The sequence below is a fragment of the Acinetobacter sp. LT1 genome (assembly GCF_059800965.1).
On record NZ_JBBAXE010000010.1, the window covers coordinates 1 to 14,785 of the forward strand.

Sequence of the window (14,785 nt, forward strand, 5' to 3'; positions counted from 1 at the left end):
TCTTCTTGGTCTACGTGCCATAAAATACTCCATATATTGATGTTTATAACATCATTTGGGGAGCAAAATATCACTTATAAGTGTTGTTCAAATTTCCTGATCCACCTCTGTGGTACATTGTTTTAAATGAAGATAAGCATTTAATTGCTGGAGCAGGAGTCATTGATAATGACTTCCATGAGCGTAAAGATTTAACACCAAACTTATGTGCTTTATTTGTAGAAGAGAACTATCGAAACCAAAATATTGCAAAGCACATTTTAGATTTTATACGTGAAGACTTGAGTAATCAGGGCATCCAAACACTTTATTTAATAACAGACCATACCGAGTTTTATGAAAAATGTGGTTGGCGGTTTTTAATGTTGGTAAAGGATGAGGAAGGCGAGATGGTACGTATGTATGTAGCAGATACTTTTTAATAGAATTTAAAGAGCATCTAAAAAAAATAGCCTCTATAGAGGCTATTTTTTTATAGGCTTATTTACTTTTAAAGTTTTTAAAAATCAAAAGAAGGGCAACAAACGATAGTAAAATAATAAAACTAATATAACTATTTGCTGTACTCATCAGCCCAATTTTCCCAACAAAATAGCCAGCTAAAATTGCTGGAACACTAAAAGCCAAATAACTTTCAACAAAAAATGCAGCCATAAGTCCTGCGCGTTCCTCTGGTAAAGCTAGAGGCATTACTGTGCGAATTGCTCCCATGAAAGCTGTACCAAAACCCACACCCGTAATAATAGAACCAAGAAATAAAACTACTGCATTTGTAAAATTAATTGCTAAAAATAAAACAGTTGAACCAATAGCAATTGAAAGAGTACCTATTAATAAAATACGATAATTTGTCGACTTTCTAAGCGTTAATATACCTGCCGCACCTGAGAGTGCTAGCGCTATAAACATAACACCGTTTAGCCATGCAGATGAAGTATGGAAAATTTTTGCCAGTAAAGAGGGCATAAGTGATAGGAAGAAACCACTGACCATCCAAAGAGCAATATTAATAGGGCTAATACTCAATAAAGCACTTTTTGTTTGTGGAGGAATAGCCATATTGGGCTTTAAAGAGGCAAGAGCACCCGATCTCTTTTGGGCTGTTTCAGGAGTAAAAAAACTTAAAATGAGTTCACAAATAAGAAGAAGACATAAAAATTCAAAAACAAGCTGTAACGGTTGGGCAGAGAATTGCAAAATAGAACAAGTTAGAAATATACCAACAGCCATGCCGACCATTGGTGCGATACTATTAATAAGCGAACCCTGAAGCTTACTAAAATCTAAAATTGCTGCGCCTATAGCCGAGACAGCAAGCCCTGTTGCGATTCCTTGTAAGCCCCGTGCAATAAATAACATCGAAACATCTGAAGCAAATAAGAAAAAGCTCATCGAAATAATTTGCAGAAAAATGGCTGCAATAATGACAGGACGACGTCCAATATAGTCAGACAAAGAACCAATAATCAGTAATGAACCCAGCAAAGTAAAAGCATAAGTTGCAAAAATTAAAGTCAAAGTGACAGGTGAAAATTGCCAAAGCTGTTGGTATAGACGATAAAGTGGAGTCGGTGCACTAGACGCTGCCATAAAAGTCATGAGCGTGATTGTATTGAGTGTCAATGCACTTGCACTATCTAACTGAAAAACTGATCCAGACCGTTTTGAACTTGAATTGTTCATATAAGATGAATAACATAAAAGCGAATATTTAGCTTTTATACATTATTTTCACACTAAAGCAAATCTTTAGCTTTAGTGTATTTTGTATATAGATATAAATATTTATAAATTTTTTGATTCCTTTTACAGAGTTTATAAATGGCAAAAGTTGTTACTGGTTTACGTCCTGGCGGTCGTAGTGAAAGAATTCAAACTGCGGTGCACCAAGCGGTAAAAGAGCTTCAAAAAACCTTAGAGCAGAGCCAGATTACCATACCTATGATCGCTCATGAGGCAGGAGTAACACCTTCGACAATTTACCGCCGTTGGGGCGATATTAATCAGCTATTTTCAGATGTAGCCCTAAATGAACTTAAACCTGATATGGAACCAAAAGATTTAGGTTCATTTCAGCTAGATATCACTGCATGGATTGAACAATATTTTGAGGAGTATTCTTCTGAAGTTGGTCAAACATTATTGCGTGATGTGCTATATACAGCCGACTCTTCAAATGCAAGAAAATGTGAAACCTTAATTATTCAACAACTTGATATTATTCAAGCCAGAGCTAAATCGCGTAATGAACCCACTATAAATAATGAAGAAATTATCGAAGCTGTTATTGCCCCTATGCTATTTCGCATCTTATTCACTGAACGTACCTTAAGCTTAGATTACGTCCACATTTTATTGGAACGGTTATTTAACGCTCCCTAATTTGAATTAATTTATCAAAGCCTATTAGTAGGATTTTTTTAACAAAAAAGAGACACTTTATCTTGTTAAAAAATTATATATCAATTTTTCTTATTATTTTTAAACTAAATTTTCATAATTTATAATTTACATGTTTTTTATAAAATCATTTATTTAATAAATGTTGTGCTGGTATGAGACAATTAAACTTCTACAGCCATTTTTGTGCATGTTTTTACTTAAAATATTAAGATTAAATAATGCTTTATAACGAATTTTGGTTGTTTTTTTATTTTTTAAAACTAGAAAATTAAAATGATTTTATATAATTTATTGCATGATTATTGAATTTGACATTTTTTAAATTTATAACACAGGCCGTTTTTTATTCTTTACAATGGCTTTTCCTTGATAAAGCAGCTTGTGGTGCACGCTTTATATTTTATTTTTTTATCCCCATCGAAAAGGTATTTAGATAATGGATTTCAATACCCTTGACCAAGAAACGGTACAGAAAAAACAGAAGTTTCACCAAATTTTGTATGTACAGGTCATCTTTGCAATTATTTTGGGCATTTTAATTGGTCATTTTTACCCAGAACTTGGCGAAAGTTTAAAACCGCTTGGTGATGCATTCATCAAGATCGTTAAAATGATTATTGCTCCCGTCATCTTTTTAACCGTTGTTACAGGCATTGCCAGTATGACAAACATGAGCCGAGTTGGCCGTGTAACTGGTAAAGCTATGCTTTATTTCCTTACCTTCTCAAGCTTGGCGCTAGTAGTTGGTATGATTGTGGCAAATATTATCCAACCAGGTAAAGGTCTTAATATTGACCCCGCTACCTTAGTCAACGATAAAGTAAATACTTACGTTGAAAAGGCGCATGCAACAAATATTACTGACTTCTTCATGAATATTATCCCGCAAACTCTAGTTAGCCCTCTGGCAGGTGGCGAGATTTTGCAGGTTCTGTTTGTGGCGGTGTTATTTGGTATTTCTTTGGCTGCATTGGGTGACCGTGCACGTCCAATTACCGACTTCTTAAATAACTTAACAGCTCCAGTTTTTTACCTTGTTGGTATGTTAATGAAGCTGGCTCCAATCGGTGCTTTTGGTGCAATGGCTTTTACCATTGGTGCGTATGGAATCGAATCAATTGGTAATTTATTACTATTAATTATGACATTCTATATTACAGCGGTATTGTTTGTCATAGTGATCCTAGGAGCAGTAGCCCGTTACAATGGCTTCTCAATTATTCATTTAATCCGTTATATCAAAGATGAACTTTGGTTGGTTTTAGGAACAAGTTCTTCTGAAGCAGCTTTACCATCTTTAATGGATAAAATGCAAAAAGCAGGTTGTGAAAAATCGGTGGTAGGTTTGGTGATTCCGACAGGTTATTCATTTAACCTCGATGGTACAAATATCTACATGACTATGGCGGCTCTATTCATCGCACAAGCGTGTAATGTTGACTTATCAATTAGTGAACAAATTGCATTGCTTCTTGTGGCAATGGTAAGTTCTAAAGGTGCAGCAGGGGTGACTGGTGCAGGCTTTATTACTCTGGCTGCAACTCTATCGGTTGTACCGGCGGTTCCTGTAGCAGGTATGGCTTTAATTCTTGGTATTGACCGTTTTATGTCAGAGTGCCGTGCATTAACAAATTTAGTTGGTAATGCTTGCGCAACAATTGTTGTAGCACGATGGGATAAAGCTTTAGATAAAGATCTTTTAGATAAAGCTTTAAAGAATCCTAAAGCAGAATAATCTTATAAAAAATCTGTAGCTGAGGGCAATTTGGGAGAGTAGCCCCGCTACAGATTTTTTGTTTAATATTTAACAATATATTTTAATTAAACCATTCTAAAGTTTTGCAATATTACTTATCTTTCAAAAAGACAATACTGTAAATCGAGTCGTAAAAAATTATGCTTTTAAGTGATCCTCAAACTCTTCACCTAATTGCATCGCTAATGAATTACCTGCTAAATCACAGGTCACTAAACCATATTCTTTTTTAAAACTAAAAGTAAAACCTTTTCCATCAGCAAGATTTTTAACTGAATACCCTAACTTTTCTAACCAAATACGAAACGCAATCAAATTTTTAGCTTTAACAACCTTTTTCACGTGAGAACTCCTTCTATCCGTGGCATTACATCTTATTTATTAATAGGGTTTTAATTAGATTTTTTAAAGGGGGAAAACTTTGTTTTATTTTGCAACTTGTAAAAAAAGTAAGATAGAGAAAGAACAGTTTTCATTTTTATAAAAATATGGTGGTGTTATGTAACTAAAAAATAATAACTTTTTATTTAATGGATTGTTTGTTGGCGTGTTTTTAAGAAAATATAAATTCGAGGGAATTTTTAAAAATATGAATAAATATGAAGATACTAAATGTAAAAAATAATTACGATCAACGTGCACTATGCAAAAAGATACAGTTTTTAAAATGAAACTGTATCTCTTAAAAGGAGAGGCTTTAACTTTAAAAGTTATCTTTAAGTGCACGTAAATGAGCAAAGTCTTCAGCACTTTCTGCACGAAGAAAAGGATTGGTGGCTAATTCGAGTTCAATCGTACTCGGAAGGGTGATTGATCCTTGTTTACGTAGCTCACGAACTTCTTCAGCTCGTTCAGATAAGGCGTGGTTATGCGGCTCTACCGTTAAGGCAAATTCGGCATTTGAAAGCGTGTATTCATGCGTACAATAAACTTTGGTTTGTGTTGGTAGCGCTGCTAAACGACTAAGTGAGTGATACATTTGTTCAGCCGTACCTTCAAATAATCGTCCACATCCCATTGCAAACAAAGTGTCACCGCAGAATACAGCTTCTAACTCTTCAATAAAATACACAATGTGCCCTAAGGTGTGACCTGGGGTCGCGATAATCTCTACTTTTAAATCATTAAATTTTAAATGATCGTCATGTTGTAAGGGGTGAGTAATTCCCGGAATTTTTGAGAGCTCATCACGTGGACCATAGACAGTAATATTTTGGCCAGCCGTTAAATCCGCTACACCACCGATATGGTCTTTATGCCAATGAGTGAGCCAGATTTGTTTTAAAGTGAGTTGATAATTTTGACAAAATTGAGTCACAAGATCAGCTTCTGTTGGATCAACTGCAACAGCCTCTTGGGTTTCAGTATCTTCTAAAATCCAGATATAGTTTTGGAGGGCATTCTGTACATCAATAAAATGAATTCTATAACGCATTGTTTTATCCTAAAACCAAATCCAAAGAATAAGTAATCACTGTTTTCGATAATAACAGAAAATGGTATTAAGCCACTCACTCAACCTTTTTATGAAAACGATGTATATAAAACAAAAAAGCCCCCATTTAGGGAGCTTTTTATATGAGTAATTTAACGGATCTTAGAGAGCCAGTTACCTAGCGTCTGTACAATCTGTACTAAGAGCAATAGAACAATTACTGTTAAAATTACAACGCTTGTATCAAAACGTTGGTAACCATAAGAGATTGCTAAGTCACCAATACCACCTGCGCCCACTGCACCAGCCATTGCTGTTGCACCAATCAAACTGATTGTCGCTGTTGTGAGGTTTAAAATGAGTGAACTGCGTGCTTCTGGCAAAATAAAGCGGTAAATAATTTGCCAAGGTGTAGCACCCATCGCCTGAGCAGATTCAATAATTCCTTCATTTACTTCGAGTAGGGAAGTTTCAATCAAACGTCCCATATATGGACCAACGTAAATTGTTAAAGGGACAATCGCAGCCCATGTACCAATTGAAGTTCCTACCAATAACTTGGTAAGAGGAATCACTGCAATAAGTAAAATAATGAATGGGAGAGAGCGTAACGCATTTACAATTGGGTTGAGTAAATGATAGACGAATCTATTTGGCAAAATACCTTCTGGTCGAGTTACAAGCAAGATAACCCCTTGAATGAAACCCCAAATACCACCAAATAAAAGCGCAAAAAACACCATGTGAAATGTTTCTTGTAGAGCTGTTACAAACTGGTCAATTGAAAGAGAACTGTGCCAGAAAGGTTGAGTAAGTTCAGTTAACCACTGTACGATTAAATCTCTCATACTTGATCTCCTGATTGAACTACACTCACTTCATTTTTCTCTAAAAACTCGATAGCCTGTTTAATCAACTGTGGCTCACCTAGAAGCTGTACAAACATTTGACCAATGACAGTACCGTTAATTTCAGTCATGTTAGCGAATAAGATATTTAAACTAATATCAAATTGTTTAATCAGTAACTGAATTACAGGTTCTTGAGCAGAACGGCCCAAAAACTGTAAACAGTAGATGCTATGGTGATGCTGATTTTCGAGTTGATTTAAAATATTCACAGGCAACTGTTGATGTAACACAGTTTGAATAAAGTTTTTAGTCGTCGGATGTTGAGGATTACTAAAAATATCAATCGTTGAACCTTGTTCAATGACTTTACCAGCTTCCATCACAGCTACATGATCACAAACAGTTTCAATGACATCCATTTCATGGGTCACCATAACGATTGTGATTTTTTGCTCTTGATTGATTTTCTTGAGTAACTCTAAAACAGACTTGGTTGTTTGTGGGTCTAGGGCAGAGGTTGCTTCATCACACAAAAGAATTTTTGGATGATTTGCCAAAGCACGAGCAATACCGACACGTTGCTTTTGGCCGCCAGAAAGTTCATCAGGATAAGCATCTTTTTTATGCTTAAGATCAATGAACTCCAATAACTCATTTAAGCGCTTTTCACGTTCTGCTTTATTGTAATTCAGCAGACACATTGGCATTTCGATATTTTCAGCAACCGTTTTGGTTTGTAGCAAATTGAAGTGCTGAAAAATCATACCAATATTTGCACGTTCCTGACGTAATGAACGCGCATCCAAAGCAGTGAAGTCCTTTTGATTAATGATAACCTGACCTTCATTTGGTCGTTCAAGTAAGTTAATCAGGCGGATTAAAGTACTTTTACCTGCACCACTATAGCCAATAATACCAAAAATACTCCCTTCAGGAATTTCCAAATTAATTTGGTCCAGAGCTCGTATGGTTTGGCCTTTAAGCTGATAGTGCTTTGAAATGTTTTTAAATTGAATCATGTCGTCAAAAACTATGCTAAAAAGAAAAAACAGGCAAAGAGTCTTTGCCTGTTTCGCGTTGTAGCTATTATATTACTATTTAGCTTCCGTGAGGTAGCTGATTGGCTGATTCACGTCAACTTTTGTACCACCAAAGTGTTGTTCAACGTATTTTTTAACAGCTTCAGTGTGGTATAGCTGACCAACTTTCTGAAGAATTGGGTCATCTTTGCGAGATTCAGCTGTTGCAAGGATGTTTACATTCAGTTTAGTGCTTTGGTCAACAGGTTCATAGTAGATAGAATCTTTAAGTACGTTTAGACCACCTTCTAAAGCTAATGTATTACCTAAAACAATTGCATCAACTTCATCTTTTACGCGTACAGCTGTCGCCATTTGGATTGGTTTGATATCAATTTTTTTACTGTTATCGATAATATCGCTTGGTGTGCCTTTAGCAGGGTCGAAGTCAGCTTTAAGTTTAATTAAGCCAGCACTTTGTAATAACAATAATGCACGAGCTTCATTCGCAGCATCATTAGGAATTGCAATGCTTGCACCTTGTTGGAATTCTTCTACTTTTTTATGTTTACTTGAGTAGATCCCCATTGGCTCAAGATAAGTTGTAGCAACTGGAGCAATTTTATCTTTATTTGATGCATTGAAAGCCACCAAATATGCATAAGATTGGAATGCATTTAAGTCAACTTCTTTATTTGCTACAGCTGTATTCATTGCAACATAATCAGTGAAATTTTTCACCTCAAGCTTAACACCAGCAGCTTTAGTTTCTGGTAAAGTCGAAATATAACGCCAGATATCAGCGTCAGAACCAGTTGAGGCAATAACCACAGTTTGAAGTTGTGATGAATCACCACTCTTTCCAGCTTGTGGTTCACTTTGTTGTTTCCCGCAAGCTGCAAGTAATAGCACAGACACGCTTAAAAAAAGACTGATCAGCTTTTTCATGTAAAAAAAGTCCTGATTAAGAGAGATATCAACTATTTAGCTGGCTCTCTAGAAAAGAAAATGAGTTTTGTTGTCACGTCACAAAGTTTTGAATGCTAAAAGTTATAGCTTTTAGCTCTTTTCTAATTCCTCAGATACTTGTTTTACCGTTTTTGATCTGTACTAAATAAAACTATTTTCACAACAGTTCTATCATGAGTTGACAGTCTTTAAGCGATTTCTAAAAGTATTCAATGTTAAAAATAACTATTATCCCTAACAGAATTAGATGATGAGCCTCAATATTTAAAGGCACAATAACTTTGTGGAAAGTTCCAACGCTTTATCTAATCATATCAATAAAAACATATTCAATATAGTGGACATGTTTCGATCTTATTGTTTGGAAGTGAATAAAAACTGGGATTTATATAAAATTTTCTGATAAATAAGAATGAAATATAAAAAGCCCTCTTTAATAGAGGGCTTTTTATCAGTTGAGTGTTTTTTACTCAGCTTTTTCTCGTGCAATTGCGCGATAGCCAATGTCACTACGATATTGCATACCTGTAAAGGTTACTTGTCCGCATACTTCAAGTGCATTAATTTGTGCTTCAAGCACGCTGTCGCCTAGCGCAGTTACACAAAGAACTCGACCACCAGAAGTCACGATGTGACCATCTTCACGAGTTGCAGTGCCTGCGTGGAAAATTTTAGTATCTTCAGGTGATTGTCCAATACCTGAAATTACATCACCTTTGCGTACGCTATCAGGATAGCCTTCGGCTGCAAGTACGATACCGATTGACTTACGCTCATCCCATTCAGCTTCTTTTGGCAAATTGCCAGCAATACCAGCTTCTACCAATTCAACAAGAGATGACTTTAAGCGCATCATGATTGGCTGAGTTTCAGGATCACCGAAACGACAGTTGAACTCGATCACACGCGGTTGACCTTGTTCATCAATCATTAAGCCAGCATATAAGAAACCAGTGTAGACATGTCCGTCAGCAGCCATACCTTCAACAGTCGGACGCATGATTTCAGTCATAACACGTTCGAAAATGTCAGAAGTTACCACCGGAGCAGGAGAGTAAGCACCCATACCGCCAGTATTAGGACCTTGGTCACCTTCAAAAATACGCTTGTGATCTTGTGAAGTTGCCATTGGTAAAATGTTTTTACCATCAATCATACAAATGAAAGAAGCTTCTTCACCTGCAAGGAACTGTTCAATTACAACACGTGAACCAGCATCACCGAATTTGTTGCCTGCAAGCATGTCATCAATTGCTGCAAAAGCTTCTTCGTTGGTCATTGCAACGATTACACCTTTACCAGCAGCAAGACCGTCTGCCTTAATTACAATTGGTGCACCATTTTTTTCAACATAAGCTTTAGCTGCATCAACTTCCGTAAATACTTCGTAAAAAGCAGTTGGAATGTTATGACGCTTTAAAAAATGTTTAGCAAATGCCTTTGAGCCTTCAAGCTGCGCAGCATATTGAGTTGGTCCCCAAATTTTTAGACCTGCTTCGCGAGCAGCATCTACCACACCATTCACTAAAGGTGCTTCTGGACCAACAATAATAAGTTCAACATTATTTTCTTTAGCAAAAGCGATAATTGCAGGATTGTCTAAAATATCAAGCTGAACATTAACGCATTTGTCTTCAGTTGCAGTTCCCGCATTTCCCGGTGCAACGAAAACTTGAGTAACTTTGGTATCTTGCGCGATTTTCCATGCCAAAGCATGTTCACGACCACCACTACCTAAAACTAAAATATTCATTTTTAATTTGTTCCTTAACTTTAATCCTTTTCATCCCCCTCTATTCCTCAAGGTGGAGTTTAGCTCCATTATTGTGGAAAACCCTCCTGAATGAAAGGAGGGTTAGGGAGGACTAAATTTAAATTAGTGGCGGAAATGGCGCATACCAGTGAACACCATTGCAATACCAGCTTCATCTGCTGCAGCGATTACTTCTTCATCACGCATAGAACCACCTGGTTGAATGATGCATTTAATGCCAGCTTTAGCAGCATTATCAATACCGTCACGGAACGGGAAGAATGCATCAGATGCCATTACAGCACCTTCAACAACCAAACCAGCATGTTCAGCTTTAATGGCAGCAATACGAGCTGAGTTAACGCGACTCATTTGACCTGCACCTACACCAATAGTTTGGCGGTTTTTAGCATAAACAATTGCGTTTGATTTTACGTATTTCGCAACTTTCCAAGCAAAGATAAGATCATCAATTTCTTGCTCAGTTGGCGCACGCTTAGTAACTACTTTAAGATCATCTTTAGTGATCATGCCCAAGTCTTGATCTTGAACAAGTAAGCCACCATTTACGCGTTTATAGTCAAGTTGCGGTGCACGTGCATCAATTGCAGGTAACTCACCACATACTAAAACACGTACATTTTTCTTAGCGCCAGTAACTTCAAGCACGCCATCAGCAATATTTGGAGCAATAATAACTTCAACGAATTGACGCTCTACAATTGCTTGAGCAGTTGCAACGTCTAATTCACGGTTGAATGCAATAATACCGCCAAAAGCAGATTCTGGATCAGTTGCATAAGCTAAATCATAAGCAGCTTTAATGCCGTCTAAAGAAACCGCAACACCACAAGGGTTAGCATGTTTCACGATGACACAAGCAGGTTTTGCGAATGATTTAACACATTCAAGTGCAGCATCTGTATCTGCAATGTTGTTATAAGACAATTCTTTGCCTTGTAACTGTTTTGCAGTAGAAACTGATGCTTCTTTTGCATTAGCTTCGACATAAAAAGCAGCCGATTGATGCGGGTTTTCACCGTAACGTAAATCTTGTGCTTTGTTCAATTGAGTATTGAATGTACGAGGGAATAAGTCAGCTTCACCTTCGGTCTTACCAACGCGAGCGCCTAAGTAAGAAGCGATCATGCCATCGTATTGAGCTGTATGTTCAAATGCTTTAACTGCTAAATCAAAACGCGTTTCATAAGAAAGTGAACCAGCAGTTTTTAGTTCATTAATTACAGTGTCGTAATCAGAAGCATTAACTACAATACCTACTGAAGCATGGTTTTTAGCAGCTGCACGAACCATTGTAGGACCACCGATGTCGATATTTTCGATTGCATCAGGAAGAGTACAGTCAGGTTTTGCAACAGTTGCAGCAAATGGATAAAGGTTTACAACAACAAGATCAATCGGATCGATGTTGTGTTCTTCCATAACTGCTTCATCTAAACCACGACGAGCAAGAATACCGCCATGAATTTTTGGATGTAATGTCTTAACACGACCATCCATCATTTCAGGGAAGCCAGTATGTTCAGATACTTCTACAACCGCGATATTATTATCTTTAAGCAACTTATATGTGCCGCCTGTAGATAATAGTTCTACCCCTAGAGCTGCAAGGTTTTGAGCAAATTCGACAATTCCTGTCTTATCAGATACAGAAATCAAAGCACGTTTAATAGTCATGATGTTTAATTCAACAATTTCAAGTCTACGGATTAAAACCAATAAGCATAAAAAAATGCCCACGACGTCGTGAGCATTTTATCATTTATTCACTCATTAAACCGTGAGCTTTTAACTTTTTACGTAAAGTGCCACGGTTGAGTCCAAGAATTTCTGCAGCACGCGTTTGATTACCACGTGTATATTCAAGAACTACAGATAAAAGAGGTTTCTCCATTTCTGCTAGCACCATGTCATATACCTGAGATGGTTGCTCACCTTGCAATTGTGCAAAATAATGGCGAACTGCGCGATCCACGTGGATGCGAAGAGCAACATCAGATTGTGCAGTAAAAATAGGAGATTTGCTATTCATGCGAGTTAATCCGAAAATCAAATACTAGCTTGGGTAAAGTAGTATATAAATGTGGTCTAAAAATACGGAGTCCTGTTTTAGATCCTAAAACAGTGACTCTAAAACATAAGAACAATTAGCTTGCCATATTTCTTCGTATTGAATAAAAAATAAGCGTAACAATAATTAAATATTTGTTACAGCCCCCTCAAAAACAAAAAAAGTTAGGCTATGCGCTTAAAGTAGAAAAGCACACATGCTTAACAGTATTTTTTTTGGATTGAGAGCGAGGAGTATATGAGTCAAAGCTTTCGTGGCGCGTATCATACCATTGTCTAGGAAAAAGTGAGCAAATTAACTGCATTTTTTTTTATTTTTTTTTCACTTTTTTTACATTTTAGGGGTGGACAATTTCTAATCGATAATTTACTAGCCTTTTTTTGCTTTTGTTTAGCTCAAATTGGAATCGGAATGGAGTGTTTGATGGAATGCGTTGAATACCCCGTAAGTTTTCAACTAGATATTGTTGAGGAGTTAATATGATTTCCTTTGTTTTGTCTGGCTCTGTTGCAAAAATCAACTTTAGGTTAGGAAGCTCAATACTTTTATCATTCTGGTTGAGCAATATGCCTGAGAACTGGGTATGGTTCGCATCGATCTTGCGGACTTTTAACTTTTCTATATAGATAAGTTGATAAAGTTCTGCTGATTTGTTGCAGTGTAGTATTTGGCAAACGTAATTAAAAGCATGGCTAACGGTTGGGCTTGCATGCATGAGCTTAGGGTTAAACCAGAGGATTTGAAAAGTAAAGACTAAAATTAAAATAAGGTTGGCAGAGCTCCAGAGCGTATAGTACAACCAACTATGCTTTTTATTATTGTCTTGTTCTTGTGGGGATGCCTGCTCAGCTAAATTAAGGTTTGGTAGAGCATTAATAGGTTCGTTGTGAAAGTAATTTAAGTTGTTGAGATAAGTTAAAAGATCAATATTAGAGTTTTCTACTTTTTGGTCAAAGATATCTAGTACGTGAGAATGCGTCATATATCTTGTCTGCATTGAACCATTGGCTAACGTCGTTGAGTTGACCATAACTGGCTGTTCAATATTGATTAGATGGGTTAAGGCATTAAAGCTTGAATTACATTTAGGGCAACAAACCATACCCTGAGCAACAGTCAATTGAGTAAGAGATACTTTATAAACTGTTAAACACTTAGGGCAGCGGGTTTGTTTTTCATTCATGAGTTAAAAATCTCAATTTATTGTTTTACGTTTTCCTGAAATGCGACACCAGTTTTCTTCGCGCTTTTCGACATCTAATATATCAAAAAAATCAGAATAAACACGTGAAACATCAGCAACTTGCTCTTCAATCACACCAGCAAGTGCGAAGTCGCCCTCAGATTTGATTAAATTTGCAAATTCAGGCGCAAGCATCATTAAAGGTCCTGCTAAAATATTTGCAACTAAAACATCGGCTTGTTTAGGTTTGAATTCTTGATCAAACTCTTCAGGAAGACCTACATATAGTCGATCTAATACACCATTAAGCTCTGCATTTTGTTTCGTTGCTAAAACAGCTTGCGGGTCAATATCTGTGGCATATACTTTTTTAGCGCCTAGTAACAAAGCGGCTACGCCTAAAATGCCTGAACCACAGCCATAATCAATCACGATTTTATCTTTAACGTCAGTTTTACCCAGCCATTGTAAGCATAGGAAAGTACTTGCGTGATTACCTGTACCAAATGCAAGACCTGGGTCTAACTTAATGTTAGTTGCGTCCGCTTCTGGTGGCTCTAGCCATTCAGGCACGATCCAGAACTTTTCCCCAATCTGAATTGGCTCATAGTAATCCATCCATGCGCGTTCCCACACTTGATCTTCAAGTTCTTCATGACGCATAGGAACATCTGGAAGTTGAGCTTTTAAGAAAGCTTCTAAAGTGTCGACATCAATTGGGTCTTGTTCGTCTTGTTGATAGATGCCTGTCACAATAACTTTGTTCCATAAAGGTGTTTCACCCGGTAATGGTTCAAGTAAAGCCTGATCTTCAGCATCATCCAGCGTTACGCTTACCGCACCTAGAGACATTAAAAGTGTTTCTGTGAACTCAACTTGTTCTTGATCAACGGTAATGTGTATTTGTAACCACTTCACGAAAAGGACCTAAAAATTTTATTTAAAGGCGTATTGTAGCGGACTAGACCATTTTAAAAAAGAAAGCGGCCCATCTTTAATGGACCGTCTTTGAAAATACTGATGAGATATAGCGGAAAATAAATGACTTCTTCTATACCTATGTCAAAACAGATTAAGGAGCAGGGGCCTTAAATTGTAACTTGCCATTTTCGTTTGGTTGGCAAGTACCGTTAAAGGTTACACCGTTGTGATTGTATGAAACCCATTCACCTTGCTGTTTTTTTGCACAGACTCGAATTTGTTTTTGCATTTCAGCTTTGCTCGTGTCAGCAGCATGGGTAAAAGTTACGCCTGAAAAACAAATTAGAGATGCAGTTAAGATTTTTAACATGGTCGTTTTCATTTTGTATTCCTTCTCGTTGCG

General features: G+C 36.8%; 14 protein-coding genes and 1 pseudogene. 3 read left to right on the top strand and 12 right to left on the bottom strand.

Going from position 1 to position 14,785, the window contains the following annotated elements; translation table 11 throughout:
• Nucleotides 1–104 precede the first annotated feature (104 nt).
• Nucleotides 105–422, top strand: a pseudogene (locus tag WBW42_RS11255) (GNAT family N-acetyltransferase); the annotation flags it as partial.
• 58 nt (nt 423–480) lie between these two features.
• On the opposite strand, the gene WBW42_RS11260 reads toward WBW42_RS11255, so the two are convergent.
• Nucleotides 481–1,683 (bottom strand): MFS transporter, encoded by a 1,203-nt coding sequence (locus tag WBW42_RS11260; RefSeq protein ID WP_032063204.1) that lies wholly within the window; start codon nt 1,681–1,683, stop codon nt 481–483.
• Between the two features lie 138 nt (nt 1,684–1,821).
• Between WBW42_RS11260 and WBW42_RS11265 the strand changes: the two genes are divergently transcribed.
• The gene (locus WBW42_RS11265) at nt 1,822–2,382 is read left to right on the top strand and encodes a TetR/AcrR family transcriptional regulator (protein ID WP_014207150.1); all 561 of its coding nucleotides are present in this window, start codon (nt 1,822–1,824) and stop codon (nt 2,380–2,382) included.
• Between the two features lie 457 nt (nt 2,383–2,839).
• On the top strand, nt 2,840–4,138 hold the full coding sequence (locus tag WBW42_RS11270) for a dicarboxylate/amino acid:cation symporter (protein ID WP_002119617.1): 1,299 nt from the start codon (nt 2,840–2,842) through the stop codon (nt 4,136–4,138).
• A 159-nt stretch (nt 4,139–4,297) separates the two neighbouring features.
• On the opposite strand, the gene WBW42_RS11275 is transcribed toward WBW42_RS11270, so the two are convergent.
• The 11 genes from WBW42_RS11275 to WBW42_RS11325 form a co-directional block, all read right to left on the bottom strand.
• Nucleotides 4,298–4,501 (bottom strand): hypothetical protein, encoded by a 204-nt coding sequence (locus WBW42_RS11275; RefSeq protein ID WP_002119766.1) that lies wholly within the window; start codon nt 4,499–4,501, stop codon nt 4,298–4,300.
• A 361-nt stretch (nt 4,502–4,862) separates the two neighbouring features.
• Nucleotides 4,863–5,594, bottom strand: coding sequence for a hydroxyacylglutathione hydrolase (gene gloB, locus WBW42_RS11280; RefSeq protein WP_005068466.1), 732 nt, complete (start codon nt 5,592–5,594; stop codon nt 4,863–4,865).
• 152 nt (nt 5,595–5,746) lie between these two features.
• On the bottom strand, nt 5,747–6,442 hold the full coding sequence (locus WBW42_RS11285) for a methionine ABC transporter permease (protein WP_002119707.1): 696 nt from the start codon (nt 6,440–6,442) through the stop codon (nt 5,747–5,749).
• On the bottom strand, nt 6,439–7,464 hold the full coding sequence (locus tag WBW42_RS11290) for a methionine ABC transporter ATP-binding protein (RefSeq protein WP_032055624.1): 1,026 nt from the start codon (nt 7,462–7,464) through the stop codon (nt 6,439–6,441). The genes WBW42_RS11285 and WBW42_RS11290 overlap by 4 nt, the downstream gene beginning before the upstream one ends.
• A gap of 75 nt (nt 7,465–7,539) precedes the next feature.
• Nucleotides 7,540–8,412 carry a MetQ/NlpA family ABC transporter substrate-binding protein gene (locus WBW42_RS11295; RefSeq protein WP_002119639.1) on the bottom strand — a complete coding sequence of 291 codons (873 nt, stop codon included), beginning with the start codon at nt 8,410–8,412 and terminating at the stop codon, nt 7,540–7,542.
• 487 nt (nt 8,413–8,899) lie between these two features.
• Entirely contained in the window at nt 8,900–10,186 is a 1,287-nt protein-coding gene (gene purD / locus WBW42_RS11300; RefSeq protein WP_002119643.1) for a phosphoribosylamine--glycine ligase, read from the bottom strand.
• A gap of 123 nt (nt 10,187–10,309) precedes the next feature.
• Complete coding sequence (gene purH, locus WBW42_RS11305; RefSeq protein WP_284106146.1) at nt 10,310–11,884, bottom strand: bifunctional phosphoribosylaminoimidazolecarboxamide formyltransferase/IMP cyclohydrolase; 1,575 nt, start codon at nt 11,882–11,884, stop codon at nt 10,310–10,312.
• Between the two features lie 85 nt (nt 11,885–11,969).
• Entirely contained in the window at nt 11,970–12,239 is a 270-nt protein-coding gene (fis, locus tag WBW42_RS11310; protein WP_001086304.1) for a DNA-binding transcriptional regulator Fis, read from the bottom strand.
• Between the two features lie 376 nt (nt 12,240–12,615).
• Entirely contained in the window at nt 12,616–13,461 is an 846-nt protein-coding gene (locus WBW42_RS11315) for a zinc-ribbon and DUF3426 domain-containing protein (protein WP_032055631.1), read from the bottom strand.
• A 12-nt stretch (nt 13,462–13,473) separates the two neighbouring features.
• Complete coding sequence (gene prmA / locus WBW42_RS11320) at nt 13,474–14,379, bottom strand: 50S ribosomal protein L11 methyltransferase (protein ID WP_032055633.1); 906 nt, start codon at nt 14,377–14,379, stop codon at nt 13,474–13,476.
• A gap of 154 nt (nt 14,380–14,533) precedes the next feature.
• Entirely contained in the window at nt 14,534–14,764 is a 231-nt protein-coding gene (locus WBW42_RS11325; RefSeq protein ID WP_002119672.1) for a hypothetical protein, read from the bottom strand.
• Between the last annotated feature and the right edge of the window lie 21 nt (nt 14,765–14,785).

Excerpts from the sequence above, each read along its gene's own strand:
- fis (WP_001086304.1), bottom strand. The coding sequence starts at position 12,239 with ATGAATAGCAAATCTCCTATTTTTACTGCACAATCTGATGTTGCTCTT.
- WBW42_RS11290 (WP_032055624.1), bottom strand. The coding sequence starts at position 7,464 with ATGATTCAATTTAAAAACATTTCAAAGCACTATCAGCTTAAAGGCCAA.
- WBW42_RS11285 (WP_002119707.1), bottom strand. The coding sequence starts at position 6,442 with ATGAGAGATTTAATCGTACAGTGGTTAACTGAACTTACTCAACCTTTC.
- WBW42_RS11265 (WP_014207150.1), top strand. The coding sequence starts at position 1,822 with ATGGCAAAAGTTGTTACTGGTTTACGTCCTGGCGGTCGTAGTGAAAGA.
- WBW42_RS11270 (WP_002119617.1), top strand. The coding sequence starts at position 2,840 with ATGGATTTCAATACCCTTGACCAAGAAACGGTACAGAAAAAACAGAAG.
- WBW42_RS11325 (WP_002119672.1), bottom strand. The coding sequence starts at position 14,764 with ATGAAAACGACCATGTTAAAAATCTTAACTGCATCTCTAATTTGTTTT.
- WBW42_RS11295 (WP_002119639.1), bottom strand. The coding sequence starts at position 8,412 with ATGAAAAAGCTGATCAGTCTTTTTTTAAGCGTGTCTGTGCTATTACTT.
- WBW42_RS11315 (WP_032055631.1), bottom strand. The coding sequence starts at position 13,461 with ATGAATGAAAAACAAACCCGCTGCCCTAAGTGTTTAACAGTTTATAAA.
- purH (WP_284106146.1), bottom strand. The coding sequence starts at position 11,884 with ATGACTATTAAACGTGCTTTGATTTCTGTATCTGATAAGACAGGAATT.
- gloB (WP_005068466.1), bottom strand. The coding sequence starts at position 5,594 with ATGCGTTATAGAATTCATTTTATTGATGTACAGAATGCCCTCCAAAAC.
- purD (WP_002119643.1), bottom strand. The coding sequence starts at position 10,186 with ATGAATATTTTAGTTTTAGGTAGTGGTGGTCGTGAACATGCTTTGGCA.
- WBW42_RS11260 (WP_032063204.1), bottom strand. The coding sequence starts at position 1,683 with ATGAACAATTCAAGTTCAAAACGGTCTGGATCAGTTTTTCAGTTAGAT.